General features: G+C 69.4%; 18 protein-coding genes, 2 pseudogenes and 1 CRISPR repeat array. Of the genes and pseudogenes, 4 read left to right on the top strand and 16 right to left on the bottom strand.

Going from position 1 to position 25724, the window contains the following annotated elements:
- Positions 1 to 424: 424 nt before the first annotated feature.
- Positions 425 to 985 carry an alpha-ketoglutarate-dependent dioxygenase AlkB gene (locus LX15_RS24910; RefSeq protein WP_253672086.1) on the bottom strand — a complete coding sequence of 187 codons (561 nt, stop codon included), beginning with the start codon at positions 983 to 985 and terminating at the stop codon, positions 425 to 427.
- Positions 986 to 1843: 858 nt separating this feature from the next.
- On the opposite strand from LX15_RS24910, the gene LX15_RS24905 reads away from it, so the two are divergent.
- Positions 1844 to 2785 carry an SMP-30/gluconolactonase/LRE family protein gene (locus LX15_RS24905; protein WP_253672085.1) on the top strand — a complete coding sequence of 314 codons (942 nt, stop codon included), beginning with the start codon at positions 1844 to 1846 and terminating at the stop codon, positions 2783 to 2785.
- Between the two features lie 254 nt (positions 2786 to 3039).
- On the opposite strand, the gene LX15_RS24900 is transcribed toward LX15_RS24905, so the two are convergent.
- The 10 genes from LX15_RS24900 to cas3 all read right to left on the bottom strand — a co-directional run bounded on the left by LX15_RS24900 (position 3040) and on the right by cas3 (position 14393).
- Positions 3040 to 3399: a DUF6086 family protein gene (locus LX15_RS24900; protein ID WP_253672084.1), complete on the bottom strand. Its 360-nt coding sequence runs from the start codon at positions 3397 to 3399 to the stop codon at positions 3040 to 3042.
- Between the two features lie 22 nt (positions 3400 to 3421).
- Positions 3422 to 3865: a hypothetical protein gene (locus LX15_RS24895; RefSeq protein ID WP_253672083.1), complete on the bottom strand. Its 444-nt coding sequence runs from the start codon at positions 3863 to 3865 to the stop codon at positions 3422 to 3424.
- A gap of 44 nt (positions 3866 to 3909) precedes the next feature.
- Positions 3910 to 4608: direct repeats of the CRISPR family, unit length 28 nt; unit sequence GAGCTATCCCCGCGCGGGCGGGGACGAC.
- Between the two features lie 18 nt (positions 4609 to 4626).
- Positions 4627 to 4845 (bottom strand): type I-E CRISPR-associated endoribonuclease Cas2e, encoded by a 219-nt coding sequence (cas2e, locus tag LX15_RS24890; protein WP_253672082.1) that lies wholly within the window; start codon positions 4843 to 4845, stop codon positions 4627 to 4629.
- Between the two features lie 8 nt (positions 4846 to 4853).
- Entirely contained in the window at positions 4854 to 5945 is a 1092-nt protein-coding gene (gene cas1e / locus LX15_RS24885; protein ID WP_253672081.1) for a type I-E CRISPR-associated endonuclease Cas1e, read from the bottom strand.
- Positions 5938 to 6747, bottom strand: coding sequence for a type I-E CRISPR-associated protein Cas6/Cse3/CasE (gene cas6e / locus LX15_RS24880; RefSeq protein WP_301305208.1), 810 nt, complete (start codon positions 6745 to 6747; stop codon positions 5938 to 5940). Before cas6e ends, cas1e begins: the two co-directional genes overlap by 8 nt.
- A 4-nt stretch (positions 6748 to 6751) precedes the next feature.
- Positions 6752 to 7597 (bottom strand): type I-E CRISPR-associated protein Cas5/CasD, encoded by an 846-nt coding sequence (gene cas5e / locus LX15_RS24875; RefSeq protein ID WP_253672079.1) that lies wholly within the window; start codon positions 7595 to 7597, stop codon positions 6752 to 6754.
- Positions 7597 to 8751 (bottom strand): type I-E CRISPR-associated protein Cas7/Cse4/CasC, encoded by a 1155-nt coding sequence (gene cas7e, locus LX15_RS24870; protein WP_253672078.1) that lies wholly within the window; start codon positions 8749 to 8751, stop codon positions 7597 to 7599. Before cas7e ends, cas5e begins: the two co-directional genes overlap by 1 nt.
- Before the next feature lie 124 nt (positions 8752 to 8875).
- Positions 8876 to 9478 carry a type I-E CRISPR-associated protein Cse2/CasB gene (gene casB, locus LX15_RS24865; protein ID WP_253672077.1) on the bottom strand — a complete coding sequence of 201 codons (603 nt, stop codon included), beginning with the start codon at positions 9476 to 9478 and terminating at the stop codon, positions 8876 to 8878.
- Positions 9475 to 11187, bottom strand: a complete 1713-nt coding sequence (gene casA, locus LX15_RS24860) for a type I-E CRISPR-associated protein Cse1/CasA (protein ID WP_253672076.1) — start codon at positions 11185 to 11187, stop codon at positions 9475 to 9477. Before casA ends, casB begins: the two co-directional genes overlap by 4 nt.
- Before the next feature lie 245 nt (positions 11188 to 11432).
- Positions 11433 to 14393 carry a CRISPR-associated helicase Cas3' gene (gene cas3 / locus LX15_RS24855; protein ID WP_253672075.1) on the bottom strand — a complete coding sequence of 987 codons (2961 nt, stop codon included), beginning with the start codon at positions 14391 to 14393 and terminating at the stop codon, positions 11433 to 11435.
- Positions 14394 to 14984: 591 nt separating this feature from the next.
- Here cas3 and LX15_RS33665 point away from each other — a divergent pair.
- Positions 14985 to 15152, top strand: a pseudogene (locus LX15_RS33665) (TipAS antibiotic-recognition domain-containing protein); the annotation flags it as partial.
- Between the two features lie 232 nt (positions 15153 to 15384).
- Here LX15_RS33665 and LX15_RS24850 read toward each other — a convergent pair.
- Positions 15385 to 16293: a universal stress protein gene (locus LX15_RS24850; RefSeq protein WP_253672074.1), complete on the bottom strand. Its 909-nt coding sequence runs from the start codon at positions 16291 to 16293 to the stop codon at positions 15385 to 15387.
- Between the two features lie 364 nt (positions 16294 to 16657).
- Between LX15_RS24850 and LX15_RS24845 the strand changes: the two genes are divergently transcribed.
- The gene (locus LX15_RS24845; protein ID WP_253672073.1) at positions 16658 to 17725 is read left to right on the top strand and encodes an ABC transporter permease; all 1068 of its coding nucleotides are present in this window, start codon (positions 16658 to 16660) and stop codon (positions 17723 to 17725) included.
- A 632-nt stretch (positions 17726 to 18357) separates the two neighbouring features.
- On the opposite strand, the gene LX15_RS24840 is transcribed toward LX15_RS24845, so the two are convergent.
- The 4 genes and pseudogenes from LX15_RS24840 to LX15_RS24825 form a co-directional block, all read right to left on the bottom strand.
- Entirely contained in the window at positions 18358 to 21042 is a 2685-nt protein-coding gene (locus LX15_RS24840) for a bifunctional acetate--CoA ligase family protein/GNAT family N-acetyltransferase (RefSeq protein ID WP_253672072.1), read from the bottom strand.
- A gap of 276 nt (positions 21043 to 21318) precedes the next feature.
- Positions 21319 to 21577, bottom strand: a pseudogene (locus LX15_RS24835) (IS5 family transposase); the annotation flags it as partial.
- A gap of 1238 nt (positions 21578 to 22815) precedes the next feature.
- Positions 22816 to 23436, bottom strand: coding sequence for a CBS domain-containing protein (locus LX15_RS24830; protein ID WP_253672071.1), 621 nt, complete (start codon positions 23434 to 23436; stop codon positions 22816 to 22818).
- 128 nt (positions 23437 to 23564) lie between these two features.
- Entirely contained in the window at positions 23565 to 24566 is a 1002-nt protein-coding gene (locus tag LX15_RS24825; protein WP_253672070.1) for an Acg family FMN-binding oxidoreductase, read from the bottom strand.
- 296 nt (positions 24567 to 24862) lie between these two features.
- On the opposite strand from LX15_RS24825, the gene LX15_RS24820 reads away from it, so the two are divergent.
- Complete coding sequence (locus LX15_RS24820) at positions 24863 to 25360, top strand: universal stress protein (RefSeq protein WP_253672069.1); 498 nt, start codon at positions 24863 to 24865, stop codon at positions 25358 to 25360.
- Positions 25361 to 25724: the final 364 nt, after the last annotated feature.

Raw genomic sequence — 25724 nt, 5'->3', positions numbered from 1 at the left:
GCGGACGCCCGTATCACCACCACACTCGACCGGGCGTTCGCTTCCGTGAAAGCCACACGTCCCCGCCGCGACGGGCGCGTCCCCGACCTCGAAGGGGCGGGAGTAGCCGCCCCGCGTCCGTCCAGGGCAACGGCCGTCGCGCCCCGCGCACCCGCCGCCGCGCGCGACACCGGCCGCCCGCTACTCCGGACGGCGTCGACGGGAACCCATGATCACAATTCACGCCGTGGACACGAAAATTCGGCCACTGAAAGAAAGCAGCCACTTTCCCCACCGAGCCGCCGGAACACGCCGCGAGGAAGCTCACGCATTTCTTTCTTTGTTACCAGGAGGAGCCTCGGGTCGCGCCATCTCGGCCGCCCGCCGACGCGGGGGCGCCGGGGCGACGGTCTCACTCCGGCGCGCCCTCGGCCGGCGCCCCGCCTCACCGGGCGGGGTCGCGCAAGGTGCGGAAGGTGATGGAGTACCGCAGCTCGGGCACCGGAGGAATGCTGTGCTGCCACGCGGACCTCGCCGCGCCGGACAGGACGTAGGCCGACCGCGGCGCCAGCTCCAGCTCGTACACCCGCCGCTCCTCGCCGACACGGCGCTGGAACCGCATGAGGCACGACGACAACAACGACACCCCGACCACGGACGGGCCGAACATCGGCGCGTCGCGGTGCCAGCCGATGGTCGCGCCGGGCGGGTAGCGGGCGATGAGCGTCTGCGCCAGGGACTCCGGCCGGAGGCCGGCCAGGTGGGCGCAGCGGTCGCGCAGCCACCAGAACTCCTCGGGCAGGGGATCGGTCGGCGTCAGCCGCCACGACTCGTAGCCGTAGTCGAACCCGAAGTGACGAACCGTGCGACGGGCCACCTGCCCATGCATCCGCACCTCGTGCAGGGGCATCGCCTCGACCGCCGTGAGCAGGGACCGCTCCTCGGCCTCGTCGAGCAGGTCGGGCTGGTGGACGAGCCCCTCAGGGCGCTCGACCACCCCACGCATCCGCGCCATGCTCCCGGAGTACCCCAGCCCCCGTCCGGCCGCACCCCGGCCCCGCCGTCCACAAGGGACACCTCTCCCGCACCCCCTCCACATGATCATTCAAGCCACGGCTGTCGTCCGCCCCTCCCAGCGCGGCGGGCCGGTGCCCGCGAGGCCTGAGCCCCGGCTCGTCGACTGTCCGCGTTCTGAAGCCAAGCCGTTCGGCGCACTGTCGTTCGCGGTACTCGTGTTCCTCGTACTGGCGTCCGTGGTACTGGTGTTGTTGGTGCCGTCGTACCGCCGTTCGCGGTACTGGCGCTCGTAGTGCCGGCGTTCGTGATGCCGGTGCTCGTGATGCTGGTGCTCGTGATACTGATGTTCGTCGTCTGGCGTTTGGGATGCCGACGTCCGCGGTGCCAGCGATCGTGACCCCGACGTCCGTCCTCTCGCGTTCGTGACGCCGACGACCCCGGTGCCAGCGATCGCGACCCCGACGTTCGTCCTCTCGCGTTCGTGACGCCGGCGCCCGCGGTGCCAGCGATCGCGACGCCGACGTTCGTCCTCTCGCGTTCGTCGTACTCGTGTTCCGCTCCCCTGGCGTGTCTCACCCGGTGACACACCCCCAGGGGAGGGCTCGACACGGCCCGCCTCCGCGCGCTTACATCGGAGTCCCGGGGAACTCGCCCGACGGACGACAAGGCCGAGGGAGGGTCGCTGGCCGTGGTGGGCGCGCCGATGACCTGGCTGGGCGCCGTGAGTGCCCGCGAGGCCCACCTCTCTTCTTCCCGCCGCCCGACCCCGTGCCCCGGGTCCGCCGCCCGAACGAACGGACACCACTCGTGGCGACCACACGTCGCCGGGTTCGGGAAGGACATGATCATGCGCAGACGGAGTCTGTGGGTGGAGATGGCCTCGGTGGTCCTCGCGGTCGCGGCCGCCGCCGCGCCGGTCGCCGCCCACCGCACGGCCGAGGCCGGCGCCTACCCGTCGTCGTTCTCCCTGCCCGCCGGTTTCCGGCCGGAGGGGATCGCGATCGACTCCGACGGGTACGCCTACTTCGGGTCCATGGGGACCGGAGCCATCTACAAGGCCAACCTGGCGACCGGGACCGGGAGGACGCTGCGCCAGGGTTCCGGTTCCCCCGCCATCGGCCTAAAGGTCGACTCCCGGGGCCGGCTCTTCGTCGCCGGCGGCGGTGGGGGCGACCTCAAGGTGATCGACAGCCGCACCGGGAACCTGCTGGCCACCTACCGCCTCGCCACCGGCGCGAGTTTCGTCAACGACGTGGTCCTCACCCCGGACGCCGTGTGGCTGACCGACTCGACGCAGCCGGTGCTCTACCAGCTCCCCCTGGGGCGCGACGGGGAGTTGCCCGCTCCTTCGGCCGTCGTCCGCCTCCGGTTGAGCGGTGACATCGTGTACCGGGAGGGCACCAACGCCAACGGCATCGCCACCACCCCGGACGGGAAGGCCCTCCTGGTGATCCAGTGGAACACCGGCATCCTCTTCCGCGTCGACCCGGCCTCCGGCGTCGCCAAGGCCGTCGACCTCCACGGCGAGCAACTGCCCCGCGGCGATGGACTGCTCCGCGAAGGTGACACCCTCTACGTCGTCCAGAACCGCCTGAACACCGTGGCCGTCCTCAGCCTGGACCACAGTGGACACTCCGCCACCCTCACCAAGCGGGTCACCGACCCCCGCTTCGACGTCCCCACCACCGTCGCCTCCTTCCGCGACCGCCTCTACCTGCCCAACGCCCGCTTCAACACCACGCCCACCCCCACCACCCCCTACAACGTCATCTCCATCCCCCGCCCCTGACAGGCGCCCTCGCCATGGCCTGGTCCCGACCACTCCCGGGACCAGGCCAGGCCCCAACCGGCCTGCCTGACCGAGGCGTTCTCCCTCCCTGTCCCACCTCGACGCCATCCCCCCTCGGCTGCCGCTCCAGGCAGTTCCGGCAGGGCGATTCCGGCACCAGATGCGTTTTTGTCACCTGACGCGGAAAGCCCGTTCAAGGGCTTTCCGCGTCAGAAGCTCGACCAAGCGTCTACCCGATTACAGGTCGAGCACACCTAGTTGGTGGGCATGTGCCCCAGAAGAGCCTTTCCGAACGCCACGAGATCCTGTTGTTCCGAGTTCTGAGGGGCAACAGGGGAGCCCGCACGCTCCAACATCGCCAGGCAGGTCGCAAGGAATCCCCGAGACAGCACGTAGTAGGTCAAGTTTGTCATCACCGAGCTGTTGAGCATGGACCGCACGAACGCAGCGAAGGCGTCTCGGTCGATGTCGATGAAGTCGCTCGCCATCAACGACATCCCGTGGCTTTGTTTCAGATCCTCAGAGAGCCTATTAGCGATATCCATAAACAGATGACCAATGTCAAGCGACGGGCTCCACACGGTCTCACCCTCAACTTCGAACACGTATCCCATTACCAGAACTCCAAGAGGATTTTCACATCAGGGTTACTTCCACACACCGCGTCGACGCCGTTCTCAATTTCTTTCCGCGGCGCGGTTTCGACGCCCGCCTTCTCGAATCGGATTCCGATCGGCGCCTTTCGCACCCAGGCATGTACTTCTGTGCCTCAATGTAGGAGTTCAGCTTTTTGACGACCTGTTGCCGCACCCAATCTTCGGGGATTTGTACCCAAGCAGCAGACTTCCTCTCCCAGAGAATTCTATTCTCAATGATGTCAATGTCCGTGATTCTTCTTCCCTTGTTGGCGGGATCGTACACGTCATAGTTCCGCGAACCTTCGTGGGGCGGCTCCACGTTCGACGGCCTGTTGCTGTTCTTCTTGATGCCTTCGGCGGCGCCCTTGATGCCGTCGATGGCCATGGCGAGGCCGCCGAGAGCGGCGGCACCGCCTCCCACAATCGCCGGGCCACCGGTCACCGCGCAGGCCGAAAGGCCTGCGGCCGCGCCGCACCATCGCCGAGGAGCTATCCCCGCGCGGGCGGGGACGACCTGATCGAAGACCGCTTCGTGGTGCGGGTCGAGGAGCTATCCCCGCGCGGGCGGGGACGACTGGCCGACCTGGCGGCTGGCGAGCGGCAGCAGGGAGCTATCCCCGCGCGGGCGGGGACGACCCCGTCCTGAGCCGGTGCGCCCGGTCTCTCGGCGAGCTATCCCCGCGCGGGCGGGGACGACAGGCCGGGCAGCCAGGGATAGCGGCGACGGCGGGAGCTATCCCCGCGCGGGCGGGGACGACTACCCCCGATCGGCGGGTGCAGTCAACCACCAGGAGCTATCCCCGCGCGGGCGGGGACGACGTGGCGACCCGGCCCCGGCGGCGGTCGTAGAGGGAGCTATCCCCGCGCGGGCGGGGACGACGCAGCCGTCTGTGAACGCCCTCGCACCGCACGCGAGCTATCCCCGCGCGGGCGGGGACGACCTTGGGGGCCATCACAGTCCTCATCTGAAGTGGGAGCTATCCCCGCGCGGGCGGGGACGACTACAGAGCCTCCACCGCCTCGTCGATGTGATACGAGCTATCCCCGCGCGGGCGGGGACGACCGCGGCAAGAAGGACGACTCCGAATCGAAGTTCGAGCTATCCCCGCGCGGGCGGGGACGACGCGATGTCCTGGTCCACCGTCAACGTGCAGGTGGAGCTATCCCCGCGCGGGCGGGGACGACACTTGTTGACCTGCGGCTTCATCGGCGGAGACGTGCCGAAAGTACCAGTCCGTCGAAGTCGACTGGATACCAACGGTCTCGGCCCGCGGTGCGAACGGCCCACCCTTGCTCATTGTCGGAAGGCTCCACGAGCACCGCCTGTCCCTCACCGATCCGACTGGCCAGCAGGTCCCAGAGCCGATCGCGGACGCGCCGGCTCGGGTTCCCCACGAACACTCCGGCGTTGACCTCCACCATCCACCTGGTCAGGTGCCCACGTAGTCCCTCGGGTGCGGCGATGAGCACGATGACGCTGGTCCTGGCCGCCTCAACCCGTCACTGGGAGTGTCGAACTCCGGACCGACCACCGCTATGTGCCGTTCCCCCATCCCGGGATCGACCAGCGACATGGCGATATCGTCTATCGGCTCGCTGGACCAGTTGACTCCGCCAGGGACCGACCCGACCTCCTCGTCCCACAACTCGTTGAGGTCCTGGTCGAGGTCCTCGCCCTCGGCCCCTTCAGGAGTCAGCAGCGCCTTCACGTCCCGGATGATCGTGCCCAGAAGGCGGTTCTCGGCGATGCGGTCTCGCAGGGCGACCCGGGCATCTCGCTCCGTGACAAGTCCTTTGGCGGCGAGGTCGAACGCGAGGGGAATGGTGTACTCGGCCTTGTACAGGTCGGCGATGTCCATGACGAACGAGGTGGCCGCACCGGTGTGGACAAAGCCGAGCCCTGGGCTGGCGCCCAGACCGACGATGACGGCATGGCAAATGCCATAAAGGGCGGCGTTGGCCGCCGACAGCAGCCTGTTCAGGTCATCGCCCGCCGCGAAGGGTTCGCCGGGGCGGTACACGCGGCCGTTCCACGGGACACCGGTGCGCCGGGAGTGCGACTGGTAGAGCTTGCGCACTCGGGCTCCTTCCCTGCCGCGGAGCTGCCGCATCGTCATCTCGGAGACGTCCTCGCCCGGGAAACGCATCCCGTACATGGCTCGGGCGACGGCAAGACGATGTTGACGGCGGCTGACTAACCAGGCCTGGCGATTCAGCAGTCCGGCACCGCGGCTGGGTCCCAATCCCGAGGCATACAGCCGGACGCCCTGCTCGCCGACCCAGCACACGGCTGTGCCGGAATCGCCGAGCAGGTTGACGGCACCGTGGGTGATACGAGTGCCGGGGCCCAGCAGCATGACGGCGATCAGGGCGGCAGGCACCCGGACGGTCTCACGCTTGTTAATCAGGACGACGGCGTTCTCGTCCCGGTCGATATGACTCCGTTCCACGTAGATGCTTGAGACTCGGTCAACCAAGCGGTGCAGGTCGAGCGGGTCGGCCTTCCACCAGATGTCAGCCACGCGCGTCACCGGTCCCCGTCGACGGCTTCGTCAGTGGAGCGAGGGTGAGCAGTCCGCAACCGTAGGCCTTTCCCGGTCCGATCCCGGCAAGAAGCCGTTCGGTGAGCAGCTCTGGGTCGGTGACGCGAAGCCGGCCCTGGAAGGTGACGGTGGACAACACCACGGGCGGTTTCCCGTCTCGCTTGCTGAACGAGCGGCGTTCGCGGGCGATGATCCGCACGTCCCGCGGGGCCTGGTCAAGGCTGCTATCCGTCTCAGCCTCGGGCGTGGTGTGAGGATCGATGTCGACGGCTGGTTCCGCTGTGAAGGCTTCGGGCACGTCGAATCCCCACTTGAGGGTCCGGGTAAGAAACCACCTCAGTTGCATGGCCGCGGTTCGATGGCCGAGTCGATATGAACGCCTCCGTGCGGTGACGGTGTCGTCCTGCGCCTGCCGCTCCGTGGGTTTGTCCGGCGTCCGGGTGTTCTGCACCGGGTTGGCGGTCAGGCGGAAGGCGAACTCCTGACCAGCCCGCAGACGTCTCAGCAGCGGGTTGTAGTCGGCGATCACGAAGTGCTCGCCGTCGGCCTCCGGCCATCCGGCCTGCTCGACGAGGTGGTTCCAATCCGGCCGGGACTGGGTGAGGACAACCAGGTGTGGCCGACGCGGGTCGTCGGCGTCCAGGCGCCACAGGCTGCGTTCAGTAGTCGGATGGTCGGGAATCGCGTTGACCACGGCGGCGTGTAGGTCGCGGGGGTTGGCCAGCATACGGCGACTTGCCTTACGCAGCGGGTTGATCCTGATTCGGGATAGGTAGGGCATGTGCTTACCAGCCGAGGAGAGCGAAGGGGTCATGGCCAGAATCGACGTCGGGATCGTTCTTGGTGGCGCTGGCGGTGGCGGCCGTGGGAACCGACAGCCACGTGCGCTGGATGCGGCGGGAGGTGAAAGCCCTGGCGCGGGGGTCGAAGTTGACCGGCACGTCGTAGGCCAGGTCCTCTTCCACGTTCTGGCCGTCGGGCACGTTCTGGCCTTCGAGCGCCTCCTGGCCTTCGAGCACGACACGCAGGTCCACACTGCGGGGGCCGCGCCGCTGAGCCCGGGCGGGGACCTGCCAGGGTTCGTTGGCCAGCACGGTCCTCAGTGATCCTTCCCGCAGGCCCAGGCTCACCGGCTGGGTCGGAACGCAGCTCCGACGTCCCAGCGCCAGGGGAAACGCCGGCCGGCGGACGGCGCTGTCAAGGCGCTCCAGAAGATCCCGAGGGCCGGCCAGACCGGCCACGAACACCGCGTCCTCCAAGTAGAAGCGGGTCGTGACGTGGGTGAACTTGGGCGGCGACGTGGGTTTCTGCACGCCCTTGGCCGAGACTCCGGCTTGGGGAAGCGGGCCCCCTCGGTAGTCGCTGACGGTGTGGTAGTCGCGAAGCAGTCGCCCAGCCTGGTCAACGCGCACTCCGAGCCGCAGAGCGGTCAGGTCAGCCACCGACTCGCCCCGCGGACGACCCTCAGCGGCGGCGAGCAGCCCGATGATTCCCGACTTGGTGGGTTCGGGTCGAGTGTCGCGCCTGTTGAACGCGCTGCGGTCACCCCAGGACTGCAACGGCCCCGCCAGGCGAAGGAGCAGGACGGCTTGCCCGGTATCACTGGGAACGCTGGGGCTGGGGGTCGCCATCAGGCGTTCTCCCCGAACTCGGCGAGGTGACTGTCCAGTTCGGTGAGCAGCTCGGGGAAGGTTCGTGCCGGACCGAACGCCTCGGCGAGTTCGGCGGCGGTTTCCCTGTCATCCCCGAAGCTGTGGCAGAGGCCCGTGTGGAGGGGTTCATCACCCCAGTTCCGCACAGCGGTGCGCTGTTCGCGGGCCAGGCGTCGAGCCGAGGCGGCCGCGATGCCCTGGGTCGCGGGAACGGGGTTCTCGAACGCCGAGACCAGGTTCACCGGCTGATCCGCGCGCACGCTGATCGCGACGAGGTGAGGCAGAGTCCGATGGGCGAAGGCGTTGCCGTAGCCGGTGGGCATGGACCGGGCGAACGACTGGACGAACAGGCCGGCCGCGCGGCGGGCGGCGGCCACATCCCCGAGATTGTCGACGAGCTGGTGCAGCCCCACGGTGGCATAGCGGTACAGAGTGGCCGAGTTGAAGCCGACCGTGCCGATCATGCCGGCCCCGAGCTCGTCCTTGTCGTCGTCGTTCTCGTCGTCCACAGCGGTGAAGTAGTCGAACTCAAGCTCGGTGGCGTGGGTGGACAGGGCGTGAGCCACCTGCGTGGCGGCGTCGACGTTGAGCGCGGGCACGTCAGCGACCATTCGCCCGAACAACGCCACGTCCACGGGATGCCCCGCGCCCAACGTGTCCACGATCGGCAGCTTCTTGAGTTCTCCCTTCAGCGCCGACTCCTCCAGGGCGGCCAGTTCGCTGGCCCGCGACGCGAGGAGGTCTGCCAACGCCACGAGCTGGCGCCGCCCGTAGAAGAGCAGGTAGGCGGTCTCACTGTCCTTCTTCCCCGGCGTGATCCCCAGCGTGGACACCACTTCAGCGGCCAACCTGCCTGCCGTCTCGGCGTCCACGGCCGTGGTGCGTTCGGCCACGAGCGAACCCAGCTTGCTGACGATCCTCCTGGTGCGGACGCCCAGGTCCTCCTTGGGCACTCCGTTCTCGTGATCGGCGAAGAACTTCCGCGTCGCCCTCTTCCACGCCTGCGAGGACACTCGGGAGCGGCGCACCCCACCGAAGTACGCCTCCTTGGGGTTCCCCTGGTCATCTCGGTTGAGGTTGGCCGGGGGGACGGTCTGGAGGATGTGGACGTCAAGGTAGCGGCGCTGGGCCATGAGATCTCCGTAGTCGACGTGGCGGCGATGGCCGCCGAAACGAAGTGAATCAGTCGAAAGACATCGGGGAACGACAACCTCGCTCGTCGCCCTGGGAAGGGCGGAGGGGGAGCGAAGGCACTGCTCAGGATTCGGTGGGCTTCGCGGCAGCGGTGGACGCGGAACTCCAGTCGAAGTAGGCGAGCCCCCAGCGACGACGCACTCGTTGGCGCCCGTCGCTGTAATGCCAATCGAGGACGTCCTGTAGCAGCAGGTCGTAGTCGAGCGGGATGCCCTGGGTCCGGAGTTGGTCGACCAGACCGCGCAACCGATAGGCGAACGCGGAGACGCTGGTCGCGTTCACCGTCGCGGCGACCCGCCGGTCGAGAGCTTCTTCAGCGAACCTGCCGGTCTGCCGCAGCCGCCGCAGCGCTCGTCCCACGCTCAGGCCCGGCTTGTGCATCGGTGAACGTTGGCCTTGCTGGTGCAGGCCGAACAGCGCCAGTGCCACGTGCTCGGCGGCCTGCTCCACCGAAACCTCTCCCCTGCGGGCGGCATGGTCGTCGATGGGAGAGGTGTAGAACGGCACCAGGGCGAACACCGTGCCCGCTGGTCGGTCGAGTCCTGTCCGCAACACCGCCAGATCCTCGCCTGGCGGCATCTGGTCCTTTTTTTCCCGGGCCCGACGCCACTTCCCGTCGGCGCCGATGAACCGCGTCCAGTAGCGCGAGGGGGTCTTCTCGCTCATGCTTCCTCGGCTTTCGTGGTCTGGTCGCCGTCCTGCTCCCGGCTTTTCCGCTCGGCGGCGGCACGCCAGAGAATGCGGTCAAGTTGTCGCCAGAAGCCCGCTTCCGCGGTGGCGAGACGGTAGGTGCGCTGTTCCCGGTCACTCTGGATCGTATGACCGAGGAACGCGCTGCCAGGAACAGAACCCAACAGACGCTCGGCGACCTGCGCGGTAGCCGAGAACGCCTTCTGTTCCCATGCCAGATGCCCGCGCTCGACCAGGTCGCGGTTCTCGCCTGCGGCACGAAGCCCGGCCAACAGCCGCCGAACCAGGTCGTCAAGGGCATGCAGGAGCACCTCGCCAGGCCGTTGTCCCTTGTCCCACGGGATCGGCTCACCACCGAGCGCACGACGTAGGTCGGCGGAGAGGTGATTGACCGTGTTCGCCAGATCCTCGGCTTGCGAAACGACTTCCAGGATGACGGCCCTGGCCAAGGAGTCATCACTCAGTGCCGCCAGTGGCAGCGGGATGGAGTCCGTGATCACGTCCTCGACGATCGCGGACTGGTTGCCGTAGACAACTCCGAAGACCTCGATTTGCAACGGGTAGTCCAGAGGCATCTCCTCCCGCCGTGCCTTGAGTTGGTCGAGCAGGATGCTGGTCGCGTATCCCGTGGCGTTCGTTTGCGCTTCCCGGTCTTCTCGGCTTACCGCCAGTAGGGCATCGAGCCCTCGCCAGACGGCCTTGCCCGGTTGATGGCGTCGAGGTCTGCGCGGTGGTACTGGCTTTCGCTGCTTGGCCCGCGTGGTCTTCCCAGTGGCCTCCAGCGTCCAGGCCGTGTGCGGCTCGAAGTCCGGCACCTGGGACAACCGGTCGCCCGCCGCGATGATCACCCGGGACACGCGCACACCGGCGTCGGTGTACTCAGGGAACAATCGAATCCGCCGTGACTGCCACGTCCACAGGTCCAGCAGTCCCTCGGCCGCCCGGGGCTGCCAGGCGGGGAGAGCAACCGAGTGGGTCTCCTCCACCTTGCCGTTCATGTTCCGCCGCGTCCACTGAGGACGGTCGTTGGACCGCGCCGCCGGGCCGCTGGGCAGGTTCAGCAGTAGCGTGTCGTAGAGGGTGCTGCCGACCGGCATGACGAAACCGAGCTGACCCAACGGGCCGACAGGGTTTCCGGTGGTCTTGCCGGCCTTCACCTTCGGGTCCCCCACCGCCCCGGTCTTGATCGCGGCGGTGTCCCAGCAGTGCGCGTGGATCAACCATCGTGCCGCCTGCGCGGGAGTCAACTCCAGAGGGTCGGCATCAGACCGGGACGAGAACAGGGGGACGTTGTTGCCCGTCGGCGCTGTCACCACCAGCGACGCCGTCCCTTTCGTCTCACCGCTGACGGCCTCCAGGTTCGCGACCTGGGCGAAGGGGTTGACGTCATCGAAAAGCTCGAAGAGGTGACGGTGCTCGTCGAGATATCGGTCCAACCGGTCACGTTGGTCCTGCGTGAACTCTCGCTGCTGGAAGAGTGACACCCAGGCGGTCGTGTCACGTGGACGTCCGAGCGCGTGGAGGACGACCGGCAGCAGGACCTGTCGGAACAGCGCGGGCTTCTGCGTGGGGAAGTCCACGACAAGATCGCGGAACTGGTGCGCGTCAAGTAGGAGACCCCGTAGCGACTGCTCCTTCACCTCTGTTCCCTCGCAGGGATAGGCGAGCAGCCACGGGTCGTCCACTAAGTTGACCATATGCCCCTCGGGACGAAACTGGCTTTGTATGTGAGTGCAGAGAGTATCAGCTTGTAGCTCTGAGTCAAGGATGGGGGTATCTTTGGGGCGCCCCGCGCCACTGAGGTGGTCACCAGCCCGCGGGGGTGAGCCGTGGCTGTGTATGTGCCGGATCAAGGGTTCCAGGTTGGCCCCGCACACGCGGGGATGGCTTCGGAGGGTGGCACATCCCGTTCACCTTCCGAGGCCGCCTCCTACCGGCCGGCCGTGCTCGCCTCCTCCACCAGTCCAAGCTCCTTGTCGTAGCGCAGGGTTGTGCCGTTGGGCAGGCAGAAGGGCCGCCCGTCGACCTCGGCACGGCCAGCCTGGTCCAACACCAGCGCGAGGCTGTGCCGAAGCCAGGGATGTCCGTACCACCCAGCCAGAGGCCTCAACTGTTCGAGGGCGAGGTCGGTGAACTTCGAGGGCAGTCGCACTGTCGCGCCAAGTACCTCATCAAGCAGGTCGGGAGCGACGTCTCCGTTGTGCGTCAGCGGTCGTCCAGCCAGTGTGCGGTAGCGCTCTCCGTCGCGCACCACCAGAATCACTTCGACGCTGGGTTCACCGTCGCGAACCACAGCTTCCATGGCCCTCTCCGTCCCCACGCTGGACGGCCCAGCGAAGTGAAGCCCAGCCAGGGTGCGCTCCTCGTGCTCTCCCAACCGGGTCAGCAGGTACATGTCCGCCTGCTCGGCACGTGCGCGCTGGCGTTGCTCCCACTCCTCCCGCGCGACCCGCTCGGCCTCCCGCCATTCCGCTGGCACCATTTCGCAGGTCGGCTCATAGACGCGCGCCACCAACTCCGGCACCTGGCTCGGGACCGCCCAGATGTTGCCGGGTTTCGCATCGTCGTCGGTTGTCAGCTCAGCGACCTGGAGAACCGCGGCGGCCGAACGCATCATCAGGTAGCGCCCGTAGATCATCTGGCTCGCGCCGAGGATGTCCGGCGCTTCTCCCACGCCAGGATCGAATCCCGTGACCACCACGCGCGGTCGGTCCACACCTGCCGGTCGAACCACCTTCTCGTGTCGGTGCAACCTGCCGATCCGCTGCAACAACAAGTCGATGGTCGTCAGATCCGTGACCAGCAGGTCGGCATCCACGTCGAAGGACTGCTCGGCGAGCTGGGTGGCCACCAGGACGAACCGCCGCGGCCGCTGGACGTTCTCCTCACCCTCATTGTCGTGCCTGGCACCGAGCAACTTCAGACAGCGCTCGGTGCGGTCGGCCCGTTCCTGGGCAGCGAGTCGAGCGTGCAGCAGAGTGACGTCCTTCCCAAACCACGCAGGTTGACGCAACAGCTCATAGATCGACTGTGCACGGGCCACGGTGTTGCGGATGACGAGCGCGCAACCGCCCTGTGAAAGGCGCTCCCTGAGCAGCTCCGCGACGGCGACGTCAGCGGCGTGTTGGGCCTGCCGTCGCTTCTCGCGGCTGGCTCGGCGGTCGGGGATGGGCTCGGCGAGCACCTCCACCTCGACCTGAAGGTCAGGCCGCCAGGACGACGTCTCGTTCGTTGTGACCACCGGCGTCTGACGGTTCGTGTCGAACCAGGCAGTGGTCACGCAGGGATAGCCCGCTGCCCGAATCGGCGCGTCGAGCGCGAACTCCTCCCGCGAGGCCGCCCCGGCCAGGTACGCCTCGATCAGCCGCTGGCGCTGCTGGGGCGGCAGGGTCGCCGACAGCAGCACCACCGGAACCCGGGCCTGCCCCAGCCACCGCAGACCTTCGACGAGGAACCTGGACATGTAGACGTCTGCGGCGTGGACCTCGTCCAACACCACCACCTTGCCCGCGAGCCCGGCCATCCGCAGCATCACGTGCTTGGTACGAGTTGCCGCCATCAGCAACTGGTCGATGGTCCCGACCACGAACGGACACAGCAGTCCTCGTTTGGCCCCCAGGAACCACTCGGCCGGAGTCTGCCGCTCCCGCCGTCGGGAGTCTGACGATGACAACCCGTAGGCATCGTCCTCGTCAGCCATTCCGAACTCGTCGACACCCCCGAACCGCTCCTGGGTCCCATCAGGGGAGGGCTCCAGCAGCCGCCGCCACTCCTTGTTGAACATGCGCTTGCCATGCAGCAACGCCACCTGTGCGGACAGTTCCGGATCGATGCATCCCAGCCACTGACGCACCTGTGTGAAGATCGGGTCGCTGGTGGCCTGGGTCGGCATCCCCACGAAGACCCCGTCCGCGCCGAAACGGGCAGCCAGGCTTTCCGACGCGAGCAACGCAGCCTTGGTCTTGCCCTCGCCCATCGGGGCCTCGACCACCATGATGCCAGGCTCCGCCATCGTCCGAGCAGCCTCGATCACCAGTCTCTGCGACGGTCGCGGCGACTGCGCGAAGCGCTCCTCGAACGCCTCCGGCCCAGGTTCAGGCCGAGAGCCCCATCCCCCGCGCAGGCCAAGTTCAGCCCACGCTCGTCTGGCTCGTTCCCTCGACGCCTCGATACTCACGCGGGCGAGGTCATCGACGCCCTTGAAGTGCCCCTCGTCGCTGGCGATCCAGTCGGCCATCACCACGAGTCCACTGAGATGTAGCTGGGTGGCGCGCGAAGGTGCCAGGACGGGTTGCACGGAGGTCAGGTCGGCGAATCCAAGCTCACGAGTGAAGACCTCGATCACCGCGGCCTGGGCACGGCGCCAGTCACTGTGGCCTGCGAGTTCCCCCCTGGCCTGGCGAGGCTCCTGCAACTGTCCCTCGGAGGGAAACAGACCGTGGTGACCCGCGACCAGCGGCCACACCCACGCCACCTGGTCCGCATGCCATCCCGCCTCTCGAAGAGCACGCCGGAGAAGGAAGCCACCGGCCCGATCATGCCGCCAGCGAAACCGTGCCACCATCGGCTCATTCCAGGACAGCCCGGCCCGGTTCACGGCCTGCGCACCCTCGAGCCACAGGCGCTGATGAGCCGGCGTGGCCTTGCCGCAGTCGTGGATTCCGCAGAGCCAGGCGAACAACAGCCTGCCTCGCCCTGTCCCGCCCGCCACCTCGTCCAACAGGTCACGCGTTGCCGGCGCAAGGTAGTGATCCCAGATCACCTCCCCTACGGATGCCGTGTCCAGCAGGTGCGACATCAACAGGTTGGTGACACCACCAGCCTTCTCCCTCGACTTCCCCCACAGAACGCCCAGCCACCGCACAATCTGCGGGTCATCGCCGAACCACACACAGCCTCCTCAGCCTCTGCGGCACTTCGGACGGGAGAGTACGAGGCCACACCGACGATCTCGTGGAGAGGAACGAACAGAAAGCTTCTCTTGTCAACATCCAAGGTGTCTCATCAGGAACCGCCTGGTCGCGGCGTGCGGATATGAACGCCCAGGCGTACCCAGCCGAACGACAGGCGCTCCACGCCACACGACCTCGACCCGCCACTCCCGTACTACGGTTTCACGTGGACATGTGCAAAGCAGCCACCCCTGAGACAAAGTGCCAGGCCAGAAAGCATCGGCCCCGCACGCGCGGGGATGCCTCTCTGTGTTCGTCCACTGTGCACGCCAGAACGGCATCGGCCCCGCACGCGCGGGGATGCCTCGGAAGTCCGGGAGTCCTGGAGGCTCCGCACCACATCGGCCCCGCACGCGCGGGGATGCCTCCCTGCTTGACCTGGCCCGGTTCACGACCAGGCCATCGGCACCGCACGCGCGGGGATGGCGAACCGGCCGAGATCAGCTCGGCCAGCGGCGTGGCCTCCAGGCATGGCCAGCTCCGGCTCGATGCACTCTGCGGTGATCCGGCGGCGCCACCGGTGGTAGAAGCTGGGTGAGCAGGCCATCGCCGAGGTCGAGCGGCAGTGGCCGGACCTGATCGGTCGCGTGCAGGCGGCGATCGGCGCGGGGACCGACCCGACCAGCGCCGAGGGCCGTGAGCTGGCCAGGGAGTGGATGGGGTCGCTGGAGCAGTTCCACGGCGGCGAACCGGGCCTGTGGGACTCGCTGTACCAGGATGTACGAGGAGAACGCCGGGCAGATCGAGGAGAACTATGGTGGGTCGACTCCGGCGCAGATGGAGTTCATCAAGCAGGCCAACGCCGCGAACTCCTGATCCGTTCCGCGAAGCGGAGAGTGGAACACCGGTCTGGCCGCTGATCACCACGTGGTGCGGACGACGGGACAGGTGTTCCGTCGTCCGCACCATCTTCGTGGTTGTCCACAGTGGTCAGTCGGTGCGCGGTGCGGCGTTGTTCGCGAGGCGGGAAGGACGCTCCGCCTTCTCACCCTGCGGTCGGACCACAGCCACGGGGCACCGGGCGGACCGGACCAGGTCCCGGCTCACGGAGCCGAGCAGCACGCTGGCCAGCCGGCCGAGCCCGTGCGTGCCGAGCACGAGCAGGCAGGCGCTCGCCGACTCAGCGCGAAGCGCCTCGACGGGGTCAGCGGCCCGCGCCTCGAAACTGACCGACACGTCGGGGTGGCGCTCCCGGTACCCGGCGAGCGACTCGGCCAGGAGGATGTGGTGGTCCTGCCTGGCCTCGACCCTCTCGACGTCGGTCAGCTCGCCGTACCAGTAGTGCGCCACGCGGAGCGGGACACCGCGGCGCGACGCCGCGTCGAACGCGAAGCCCAGCGCGGCCTGGGAGGCGGGGCTGCCGTCCACGCCGACCACCACCGGCCCCGTCCGGTCCGACGCCGCCGAGTCGGGCGGCACGGCCACGACCGGGCAGGCCGCGTCTCTGACGAGGCCGCCGGCGCGCGAGCCGAACACGGTCTCGGTGAGGGCGGAGTGGGGGTGGGTGCCGACGACCACCAGCGCGGCGTTCGCGGACTCCTCCAAGAGCACGAGTTCCGGCTGGCCGTAGGTCAGGACCGTGGTCACCGCGAGGTTGGGGAAGGCCTCCCGCGCGGTTGCCTCCGCCACGTCCATGACGGCCTCGCCAGCGCGCCGCGCCATCGTGTCCGCGTCGGGCACGTACTGGTCCATGGTGTACGGCATCACGACGTAGCCGTGCACCAGACGGAGCCCGACGCCCCTGCGGACCGCCTCGGCGGCGGCCCACCGCACGACCTCCCGGTCGGTCGGGTCGCCGACTCCCACCACGACGGGGTGGCCCACGTTCCTGTTCGTCATCTCGTCCTCCTGGTGCCCGTCCGCCGCGCCCGCGCGGGCCGACGGGCGTACGCGCCGCCGGTCACCGCGCTCCCGCGAGCGGTCTGTCCCTCGACAGTAGGTGGGTTCGACGGCAGGCGAGCAGCGGCGAAAGGCCCGCAGGTCGGGACTAAAGACCCTGTCTTCCCGGCCACACCCGCTCCCGCCCGACGTCGGGACCCAAGACCCTGCCTTCCCGGCCACACCCGCTCCCGCCCGACGGCAGCCGACGGTGACCGAGCGCGTCGGACGGCGTCCGCCCCCATCGGGTGGAAGTCCGACTCCGCGCCGACGCTCGGCTGGTCGGTCCGGTTTCCCGCGTCGGCGATGGTGTAAGCCTGCCCCCATGGCCGATCAGTCCGGCAGCCGGAGCGACCGCGACCCGCGCCAGGGAGGTGGCGCGATGGCCGAGCGCTGGCGCAGGTTCCGGGACTCGCCGTTCCTCCCGGCGTCGGTGCTCGTGCTGATCCTCGCCACCGTGGCCGGCCTGTTCGCGGGCTCCTACACCTACACCATGGCCAACCCCACGCCGCACCGCATCCCCGCCGGCGTCGTCGGAGCGCGGGACGACCCCCGCGGCGTGGTCTTCGTCGAGATGATGGAGCGCGCGCTGAACGCCGCGCTCGACCTCCGCCCCTACGACACCCCGGAGCAGGCCCGCGACGCGGTGGAGGAGCAGAAGATCTTCGGGATCATCACCGTGCGTCAGGACGGGATCGAGCTGGACGTGTCGGGAGCGTCCGGGGCGTCGGTGGCCCAGCTCCTCGCCGAGGCCGGGACCAGGGTCGGGCAGAACACCGGCATCCCGGTCCAGGTCAGGGACATCAAGCCGCTCCAGCGGGGCGACCCCCGGGGCCTGGCGTTGTTCTACATCTCGTTGGCCGCCGTGATCCTCGGCTTCGTCGGGGCCATCCAGCTCGGCGTCCACGCGAGCGGGCTCAACCCGGGGGAACGCATCGCCTTCACCGCCGCGTACTCCCTGCTCGGCGGCTTCACCATCGCCGTAGCCGTCGACTGGGTGCTCGGCGCCCTCGACCTGCCCTTCGTCGAGTCCTGGCTGATCCTCGCGTTGACGATGTTCACCTCGGGCATGGTCTTCACGATGTTCAACACCCTCATCGGGCGGTGGGCGATCCTGCCGACGTGGGGCGTGATGGTGCTGATCGGCAACCCGTCCTCCGGCGGCGCGGTGTCCTGGCCCCTGCTGCCGTCGGTGCTCGGCCACATCGGCCGCTGGCTTCCGCCGGGCGCGTCCGTCAACGCCCAGCACACCGCCGTCTACTTCCGGGGCCACCAGCAGCTCTTCCCGTTCCTGGTGCTCGCCGCATGGGCGATCCTGTCCTGCACGGTGTTCTGGATCTGGCGGCACCGTCACCCGGGAGGCCGCCCCAAGGACGGGGATCAGGACCGCTGAGTCGCCGGGTGTCGCCTCCCGGTCAACCGTTCCACAACGGACGTGGCCTGGCACCCAACACGGCGGTCGGCCAGGAGCACGTCACACCGCGTCCACTCACCCAAAAGGGCAGATCGTGAGGGTGGCGAGATCGATCACAGCTCGACAGGACAGGGCCGTCCTGCCATGACGGGTGATCGCACGATCTTGCTGAAGCTGGTTGAAGCGGCGCTCGACCACGATGTGTTGCTTGTCGATCTGATGCCGCGTCGGGCCAGGTGTCCACGGTCGGCACGGCTGGAGTAGCCCTTGTCCGCGAACACCCGCCCGACATGGCACGCCAGCGCCCGACCGCGCGGGTGACCCGGATACCGGCCAGAACACCCTCGAACAGGGTGGTGTCGCTGACACCGCCGCCCGTGAACACGACCGACAGTGGTCGACCATGCCCGTCACACGCGCGCACGATGCGAAGTCGACCGAGACCTCCCGGTCGAGTTCGTTAATGATCTCGGCGATCACCCGTGCCCGCCTCGCCAGAGTGGTCAGGGTTCCGGTGCGCGACCACCGCCAGAACCGGCTGTCGACACCTCTTTCACGGCCCACACCGTTCCCGCAGGTCACACCCCGCCGCCCGTCTGGATGGTTCTCGGTCACGCCCGGAGGCGCCGCAGGAACGGGTCGACGGACGGGCGGGGTTCGAGGCGGACCCTGGCGTCGACCACCACGGCCCCGGTGCCGTGCACGACGAGCGGGTTGAGGTCCAGCTCGGCCACCTCGGGGAGCAGGTCGGCCAGCCGTCCCACCCGCAACAGCACGTCGAGCACGGCCGGAGCGTCGAACCGGCGGGCCATCTGCTCGGCCAGCAGGGCGGGCGCGCACCGGAGCTGCCCGAGCATCTCGGCGGCGTCCCGGTCGGTGAGCGGAACCAGTCGGCAGGTGCGGTCGGCCACCAGATCGGTGTCCACCCCGCCCAACCCCAGGACGACCAGCGGGCCGAACACACCGTCGTTGTGCACGCCCACCAGCAGTTCCCGGCCGGGCTCCACCATGGGCTGCACCAACACCCCGGTCAGGTCCTCGCCGAACCGGTAGCGCAGCCGGGTCACGGCGGCGCGCACCTCGGCGTCGCCCCGCACGCCGAGCACCACTCCCCCGCCCCTGCTCTTGTGGAGCAGGCCGGTGGCCACGGCCTTGACCGCGACCGGCCCGAGGAATCCCCTGGCCGCGGCGACGGCCTCGTCGGCGTCGGCCACCACCGTCCCGGGAGTCACCGGGAGCCCGAAGTGGCCGAGCAGGCGGAGGGTCGACACCGGGTCCAGCCAACCGCCGTCCTGGTGGGTGGCGAGGTGGTCGGCGACCAGGTCGCGGGCCGCGTCCAGGTCGATGTCCGGCAGGTCGGGAACGGCGCCGGTCGGCCGCTCCCGCCACGCCGAGTACCGGGCGACGGCCGCGAGCGACCGGGCGGCCACGGCCGGGTCGGCGAAGGCGGGCACCACGCGGCCGGGGCCGGACGGGCGGAGGGGCCGCACCACGTCGAGCTGTCCGACGTGGACCGCGAAGACCGGTTTGTCACTGTCGGCCACGGCCGAGGCCACGTCGTCGACGGGGTTCGTGACCGCCGTGGGCGCGGCCAGGACGAGCACGGCGTCCACGCCGGGGTCGTCGAGCACCGCGCGTAGGCAGCGGACGAAGACCTCGTCGGTCACCCCGGCCGTGGTGTCCACCGGGTTGGCGACACTGGCGTGATCCGGCACCAGCCGGCGCAGGGCGTCCCGCGTTCGGGGATCGAGTTCCGGCAGGTCGAGCCCGTGCCGGGCGCAGGCGTCGGCGGCGAGCACGCCGGCGCCGCCGGCGTTGCTGACCACCGCGACCCTCGACCCCTTCGGCAGGGGCTGCCAGCTCAGGGCACAGGTCACGGCGAGCAGTTCGCTCAGGTCCTCCACCGCGATGACCCCGGCCTGTTCGTACAGCGCGTCCCTGGTCGCGGCCGGGGTGGCCGTCGCGGCGGTGTGGGAGGCGGCGGCCCTCCGCGCGACCTCGCTGGTCCCGGTCCGCACGGCGACGACCGGCTTGCGCGCGGCCAGCCGTCGGGCGAGCCGGGCGAACTTCCTCGGGTTGCCGAAGGACTCCAGGTAGAGCACGGCCACGTCGGTGTCGGCGTCGCGCCGCCACCACATGAGCAGGTCGTTGCCGCTCACGTCGTACTTGTCCCCTGTGGAGACCAGAGTGGACACTCCGAGCCCGACCGCGGAGAGCTGGTCGAGCAGCGCGATGCCCATGCCGCCGGACTGCGTGACGACGCCGACGCGGCCGGCCGGGACCTCCCCGCCGGAGAACGTCGCGGCCAGGCGGACCGACGCCTCGGTGTTGACCACGCCCAGGCAGTTGGGTCCCACCAGCCGCATGCCGTGGCGGCGCACGGCGGCCAGCAGTCCGTCGGCGAGGTCTTGGCGTTGCGTGATGCCCGCGCTGATGACCACGAGGGCGCGGACGCCGTGCCGCCCGCACTCCTCAGCGACCTCCGGCACGGCCTCGGCGGGAACGCACAGCACAGCGAGGTCCACTGTGGACGGCAGGTCGCGGACCGAGGGGACGGCGGGAATCCCCTCGACCTCGCTGGCGTGCGGGTTGACGGCGTAGCAGGCCCCGGTGAACCCTCCCGACAGGATGCCGCGCAGCACCGCGTTGCCGATCGCGTCCCGCCGACGGCTGGCACCGACGACGGCGACCGAGCGGGGACGCAGCAGGGCGGACAGGCTGGCCACGCCGGCGTGGCTCTCCCGTTCACCGACGGCCTCCAGGTACGCCTCCACCGGGTCCAGCGACAGGACGACGTGCAGGCACCCCTCCTCACGCCGCGTCGTCATCGGGAACCCCGCGTCGGTGAAGACCCGCACCATCCGGGCGTTCTCGGCGAGGACCTCGGCGACGAACCGGCGGATTCCCCGCTCCCTGGCGGCGGAGGCCAGGTGCTCCAGCAACAGGGTGCCCACGCCGTGGGCCTGCTGCCGGTGGTCCACGACCAGCGCGACCTCGGCCTCGGTCGGGTCGGCGAGCACGTCGAAGTGCGCGACCCCCACCAGCCGCTCGTCCAGGAACGCGCCGAGCGCGAGCCGCTGCGCGTCCGCCGGTTCCACGAGCCGGGCGAGCATCGCGTCGAGCCCGACCGGGCGGATGGTGAAGAACCGGAGGAACTGGTCGCGCTCCGGGAGTTCGGCGTGCAGGCGGGTGAGTTCGGCGCGGTCGGGCGGCCCCAGCCGCCGCACCACCGCCACCCGCCCGTCCGCGAGCACCGCGCGAACGCCGGTGGGCGGAGTCGTGGTGAACGCCGTCATGACGGTCCTCCCTCGATGGTCCCGCTGACCACGCTAGGTGCGGCGCCGACCGCGCTCCGCACACTTTGGTCCCCAGTCGACCGGGACCAACGGCCCGGCCCCTCCACTCGGAGAGTTCTTCGACGGGAGGCTGCACAGCGGTGGCGATCGGAGAACCGCGCCACGCGCCGACTCCACGGCCTTCCGCACCATGAGGCGATCAAGGCCAATGCGAGGCCGCTGGGCCTGTCCTCAAGCCCGGATGAGCAGGGTGGCCAGATCGATCCCTCAGTAGGAGATGGCGGCACGGATGTCACGCCGACGAAGGGAGTGGGCGCGACTGGAGCAACCCTTGTCCGCGATCACCCGCCCCGGACCGGGCCGGACCGGACCGGCCCGGCCCCGGCCCCCGGAGCCGCTCGCCTGCCAGCACGTCCTCGAACATGGCGCGGGCGTTGACATTGCCGCCGGTCAACAACACCGACAGTGGCCGACGCTGGCCGTCGCAGGCGAGAGGGATCGTCGTGGTGGGTCCACCGCAGGAGCGACCAAGGGCATGATCGTCCAGCTCCGCGGTCGGAGACCTGTGGAGACCTGTGATGCGACCAGCCCCCGTGTCACGGGGAGCAAGACCGCGCCGTCAGCGTCTGTCACGGCTCGAACCGTTCCGGCATCTCCCGCCAGGGGCACAATCGGGTCCTTGTAGGCGATGCCCTCGATCACCTGAGGCCTGATCACGCCACCTGGCCGCCCTGACACGGCGACCGGTCCGGCAACAACAGCTCCCACACCGCCCCGCGCCGCATCCCACACCCAACTCCCTGCCTAGAAACCAGGATTCCGCCGGACCCCAACATCAAGATCCACCAGACACGCCCCAGGGCCTGTCCTCCCAGCCAGATGAGCAGGGTGGCCAGATCGATCACGCCTCGGTAGGAGGTGGCGGTCTTGTCGTAGCGGGTGGCGATAAGGCGGAACCGGGTGAGCCGGTTGAAGCAGGTTCGACCACGGTGTGGTGTGGCGTGGGTAGGCGGCGGGGTCGAAGGCCGCGGGAGCAGCCGATGGCGTGATCGTCTGGTTCACGCCGGCGGTGTACTGGTGGGCGCGCGGTGCTGAAGTCGACCGAGACCTCCCGGGCGCGTTCGTTGATCACCTCGGCGACCACCCGCCACCCCTGTCACCAGAGGGGACAGGGTTCCGATGCGTGACCACCGCCAGAACCGGTTGTCAACTCCCCGCCCAGGGCTTATGCCGTTCCGACAGTTCGCGCCATGCCACACCCGTCTTCGCGGTGAACAGCCATCCCGTTGATCATGCGACGCCTCGTCCGCTCGCGGACGTCCCTTCGCGCGTCTGTCACTGCTCGCCGGGCAACTCGTGCCTGCGGAGCATGCCTCGGGATCACCCCAGATCAGCCGCACCAGCTTCGAGGACACGTCTTAGGCCTGTCCTCAAGCCCGGATGAGCAGGGTGGCCAGATCGATCCCTCAGTAGGAGATGGCGGTCTTGTCATGGCGGGTGGCGATAAGGCGGAACCGCGTGAGCCGGTCGAAGCAGCGTTCGACCACGGTGTGGCGCGGTAGATCACGGGATCGTAGGTGGGTGGGCGGGCGCCGATCCGGCCACGGCGGACATAGTGGACTCGAACGTCCCGGTGTTCGGAGATGGCGGCACGGATGTCACGCCGACGAAGGGAGTGGGCGCGACTGGAGCAACCCTTGTCCGCGATCACCCGCCCCGGACCGGCCCGGCCCCGCGGGATGCCGATCAGGACACGCGGCGGCGCGAGGGGGTTCAGCGCTGAGCGGGGACGCGGGCGACCGGCCGGACCCGCACGTCACGCACGCCCGGCACGGTCAGCACCAGCACGGTGACCACGTGTCGTTCAGTGGGGTCGTCGAACTCGTCCTCGACGGTGACGACGCCGTGCTCGACCCGCACGGTCCAGCGGTCGAAACCGCCGTAGATCACCAGGCGGTGGCGGACGTCGGCGGCGATCGCGGTGTCGTCCCTGGCCAGGACGCGGATGAGGTCACGAGCGGTGACGATGCCGACGACACGGGAGCCCTCGACGACGGGGATGCTGCTGATCCCCTCCTCCAGCATCGCCCTGGCGAGGTCCGCGACGTCCCTGCCCGGCTCCATCGCGCACACCGGGGTGGTCATCACCTCGCCCACGGTGCCGCGCACCGACTCGTCGGGGCGCTCTGGGTCGTCGTCCTGGGGTGAAGAGGCGCGGAGGGCGCGTCCCCGCCGCAGGTCGGACGCGGTGACGATGCCGACGAGATGGTCGACGTCCCGGACGACCGGCAGCGCGGTGAGGCCGTGCTCCGTGAGCAGCGCGGCCGCCGTCGCCGACGACGAGTCCGGCCCGACGGTGACGACGGGAGAGGTCATGATGTCCTTGGCGAGCATGCTTCCTTCTCATCGTCCTCTGCGGACGAATGTCGGTCCTTTGTGGACATTCTGGGCGCGCCTCGGCGCGTCTTGACGCGTGGTGGGCGGGAGCGGCCGGGGGGCACCGCTCCCGCCCGGGAACCGGTTCAACCGACCTTGCTGTCCTGCACCAGCAGGTCGGCCACCGGGCGTCGTGGCACCGCCGGGACCGGGGAGCCGAATCCGATCCGCAACAGCATCTGGGGCTCCAAGCCTCCTCCGAGCAGGCGTCGCAGTTCCTCGCGCACCGGTCGCACCTCCACCACCTGGGACAGGAACGACGCCGACAGGCCCAGCGAGGTGGCGGTCAACAGCACGCGCTCCATCGCCTGACCCGCCTGCACCTCGGCCAACCGCCCCTCATAGAACGTGCAGAGCACCACCAGCAGCGGGTCAGCCTCGAAGTCCTTGCCCGCCGCGCGTGGTCGGGCGTGCCCCCCGGTGAAGTCCCGCAACACCCACTCGTCCTGCGGCTCGGCCCGAGGCCCGCCAGCCGACGCGGGAACACCGTCCGTCCGGCCCGACTCGCCTCCGGTCCAACGCGTCAGCTCGGCCCGGTACGCGGGGTCCGCCCACAACGTCTCGTGGCCCCGCGCGGCCATCGTCCGCAGCCGGGCGCGCTCGGTGCGGTCCTCGACCACGTGCAGCCAGGCCCGCTCCGCCTGCGCGGCCCGGACCAACGCCTGACGATGACCAGCGGGGACGGGCTCATCCCGAAACGGCAGCCGGTTGGTCCGACGCAGCGGCACCGCCCGCACCAGCGCGTCCCGCTGCTGGTCCGGCCGGGCGAGACCTCCCCGGCGCACCACGGCCACCAACTCTGGGCGCGCCGGGTCCGGGACGACGCTGACCAGGGGGCGCACGCCGAAGGACTCCAACGCGACCCGCAGATTGAACAGCGCCGCGCCACACGACAGGTGCAGCTCCCGCTCCTCCGGGTCCACCACCGGCAGCCGACGCGTCGGGTCGGCGTGCAGCTCGATGCCCTCCGAGGTCACCCGGAACCGCCAGGGCTGGGTGTTATGCACGGAGGGGGCCGCCCCCGCGGCCGCGAGCACCGCCTCGACCTGGTCCGGCCGCAGACCCAGGGCCTCGGGAACCGCGTTCACGGCGTACCCCCCTCCGGGTGGTGATCGGGTCCGGGTCCCTCGCCCGGTCGCTGGGTCCACCCTGGTCCATCCGGGGAGTGCCCGCCCATGGGCGAAGGTCCCGACTCGGCCGGGTCTTGCCGCACCTCGTCGCCGACCGCCTCCGGTGAGGACGGTCGGGGCGCGACGCGTCGTCGTCCTCCAGGGGTGTCGTGCGGGACCTCCTCCCCTGTCCGACCCGGCCCCGCCCGGTCACCCTGGTGTCGGGAGCAGGGACTGTCGGACGGTCGGAGCGCGCCGAGGGAAGGGAGCCCGCGATGACGACACGGGAGAGGATCGTGGTCGTGGGGGTCGACGGCTCCCCGCGCGGTGTCGCGGCCCTGCGCTGGGCGCTGGAGTACGCGGAGGAGGTGGGCGCCAGGGTGCGCGCCGTCTCGGTCTGCCCGGTCTCGCCGGTGCTGCCGTCGTCGGTGCCGCTGCCGGTCTCCGACCTCGCCGGCGCGGACGCCCTCATGGACCAGCACCGGGCGCTGGTGGCGGAGGCCGTCAACGAGGCGAGGACCCCTTCCACCCGGGTCGCGGTCGACCAGGTCGTGGCGTACGGCGAGTCGGGGCCGGTGCTGTGCGCGGCCGCGGAGGACGCGACGCTGCTGGTGGTCGGCAGTCACGGCCACGGTCGCATGATGGCCGCCCTCCTCGGGTCGACGAGCGGGTACTGCGTCCACCACGCCCCGTGCCCGGTCGTCGTGGTCACCCCGACGGCGGCCGGCCGGCTGCGCCCGCCCGACACGGCGAACACGGACAGGCGGGAGTGAGCCGGACGCGAGGCCGCAGCCGCCGGGTGCCGGTTGTTGATCGTCGATCGTGGGTTGGCGGTTCTCGGCCGCGTCTGTCGTCCCGATTGACGGAACCGTCCCCGACGAGAGATGAAAACCGTTTGTCGTCCTCTGGTCGGGCAGTCGAGATCTCTGTCCCTTTCCTGACCGAGAAGGAACAGGACCGTTCTCGGCTTCTTTCAGGCGTCGCCGCGCAGCCAGACCACAGTGGACGGAGAACGTCCCGCGCCAGGTGCCACGTGTCCGCCCGAGCGCGTTCTTCTCGTGTCCCTGATGACAGATCGACGCCACGCCGGTGATTTCGGGTGCGTTCTGTCGGCGCCCGCTGACATGATCAAGTAGT

It is taken from the genome of Streptoalloteichus tenebrarius, assembly GCF_024171885.1.
Taxonomy (GTDB): Bacteria; Actinomycetota; Actinomycetes; order Mycobacteriales; family Pseudonocardiaceae; genus Streptoalloteichus; species Streptoalloteichus tenebrarius.
Note: the sequence above shows the minus strand (reverse complement) of the source record. Positions and strands in the feature narration are given on the sequence as shown.

Coding starts and splice junctions, on each gene's coding strand:
- LX15_RS24910 (WP_253672086.1), bottom strand. CDS start 985: ATGCGTGGGGTGGTCGAGCGCCCTGAGGGGCTCGTCCACCAGCCCGAC.
- LX15_RS24905 (WP_253672085.1), top strand. CDS start 1,844: ATGCGCAGACGGAGTCTGTGGGTGGAGATGGCCTCGGTGGTCCTCGCG.
- LX15_RS24900 (WP_253672084.1), bottom strand. CDS start 3,399: ATGGGATACGTGTTCGAAGTTGAGGGTGAGACCGTGTGGAGCCCGTCG.
- cas2e (WP_253672082.1), bottom strand. CDS start 4,845: ATGGTGGAGGTCAACGCCGGAGTGTTCGTGGGGAACCCGAGCCGGCGC.
- cas6e (WP_301305208.1), bottom strand. CDS start 6,747: ATGCCCTACCTATCCCGAATCAGGATCAACCCGCTGCGTAAGGCAAGT.
- cas5e (WP_253672079.1), bottom strand. CDS start 7,597: ATGGCGACCCCCAGCCCCAGCGTTCCCAGTGATACCGGGCAAGCCGTC.
- cas7e (WP_253672078.1), bottom strand. CDS start 8,751: ATGGCCCAGCGCCGCTACCTTGACGTCCACATCCTCCAGACCGTCCCC.
- casB (WP_253672077.1), bottom strand. CDS start 9,478: ATGAGCGAGAAGACCCCCTCGCGCTACTGGACGCGGTTCATCGGCGCC.
- LX15_RS24850 (WP_253672074.1), bottom strand. CDS start 16,293: ATGACGAACAGGAACGTGGGCCACCCCGTCGTGGTGGGAGTCGGCGAC.
- LX15_RS24845 (WP_253672073.1), top strand. CDS start 16,658: ATGGCCGATCAGTCCGGCAGCCGGAGCGACCGCGACCCGCGCCAGGGA.
- LX15_RS24840 (WP_253672072.1), bottom strand. CDS start 21,042: ATGACGGCGTTCACCACGACTCCGCCCACCGGCGTTCGCGCGGTGCTC.
- LX15_RS24830 (WP_253672071.1), bottom strand. CDS start 23,436: ATGCTCGCCAAGGACATCATGACCTCTCCCGTCGTCACCGTCGGGCCG.
- LX15_RS24820 (WP_253672069.1), top strand. CDS start 24,863: ATGACGACACGGGAGAGGATCGTGGTCGTGGGGGTCGACGGCTCCCCG.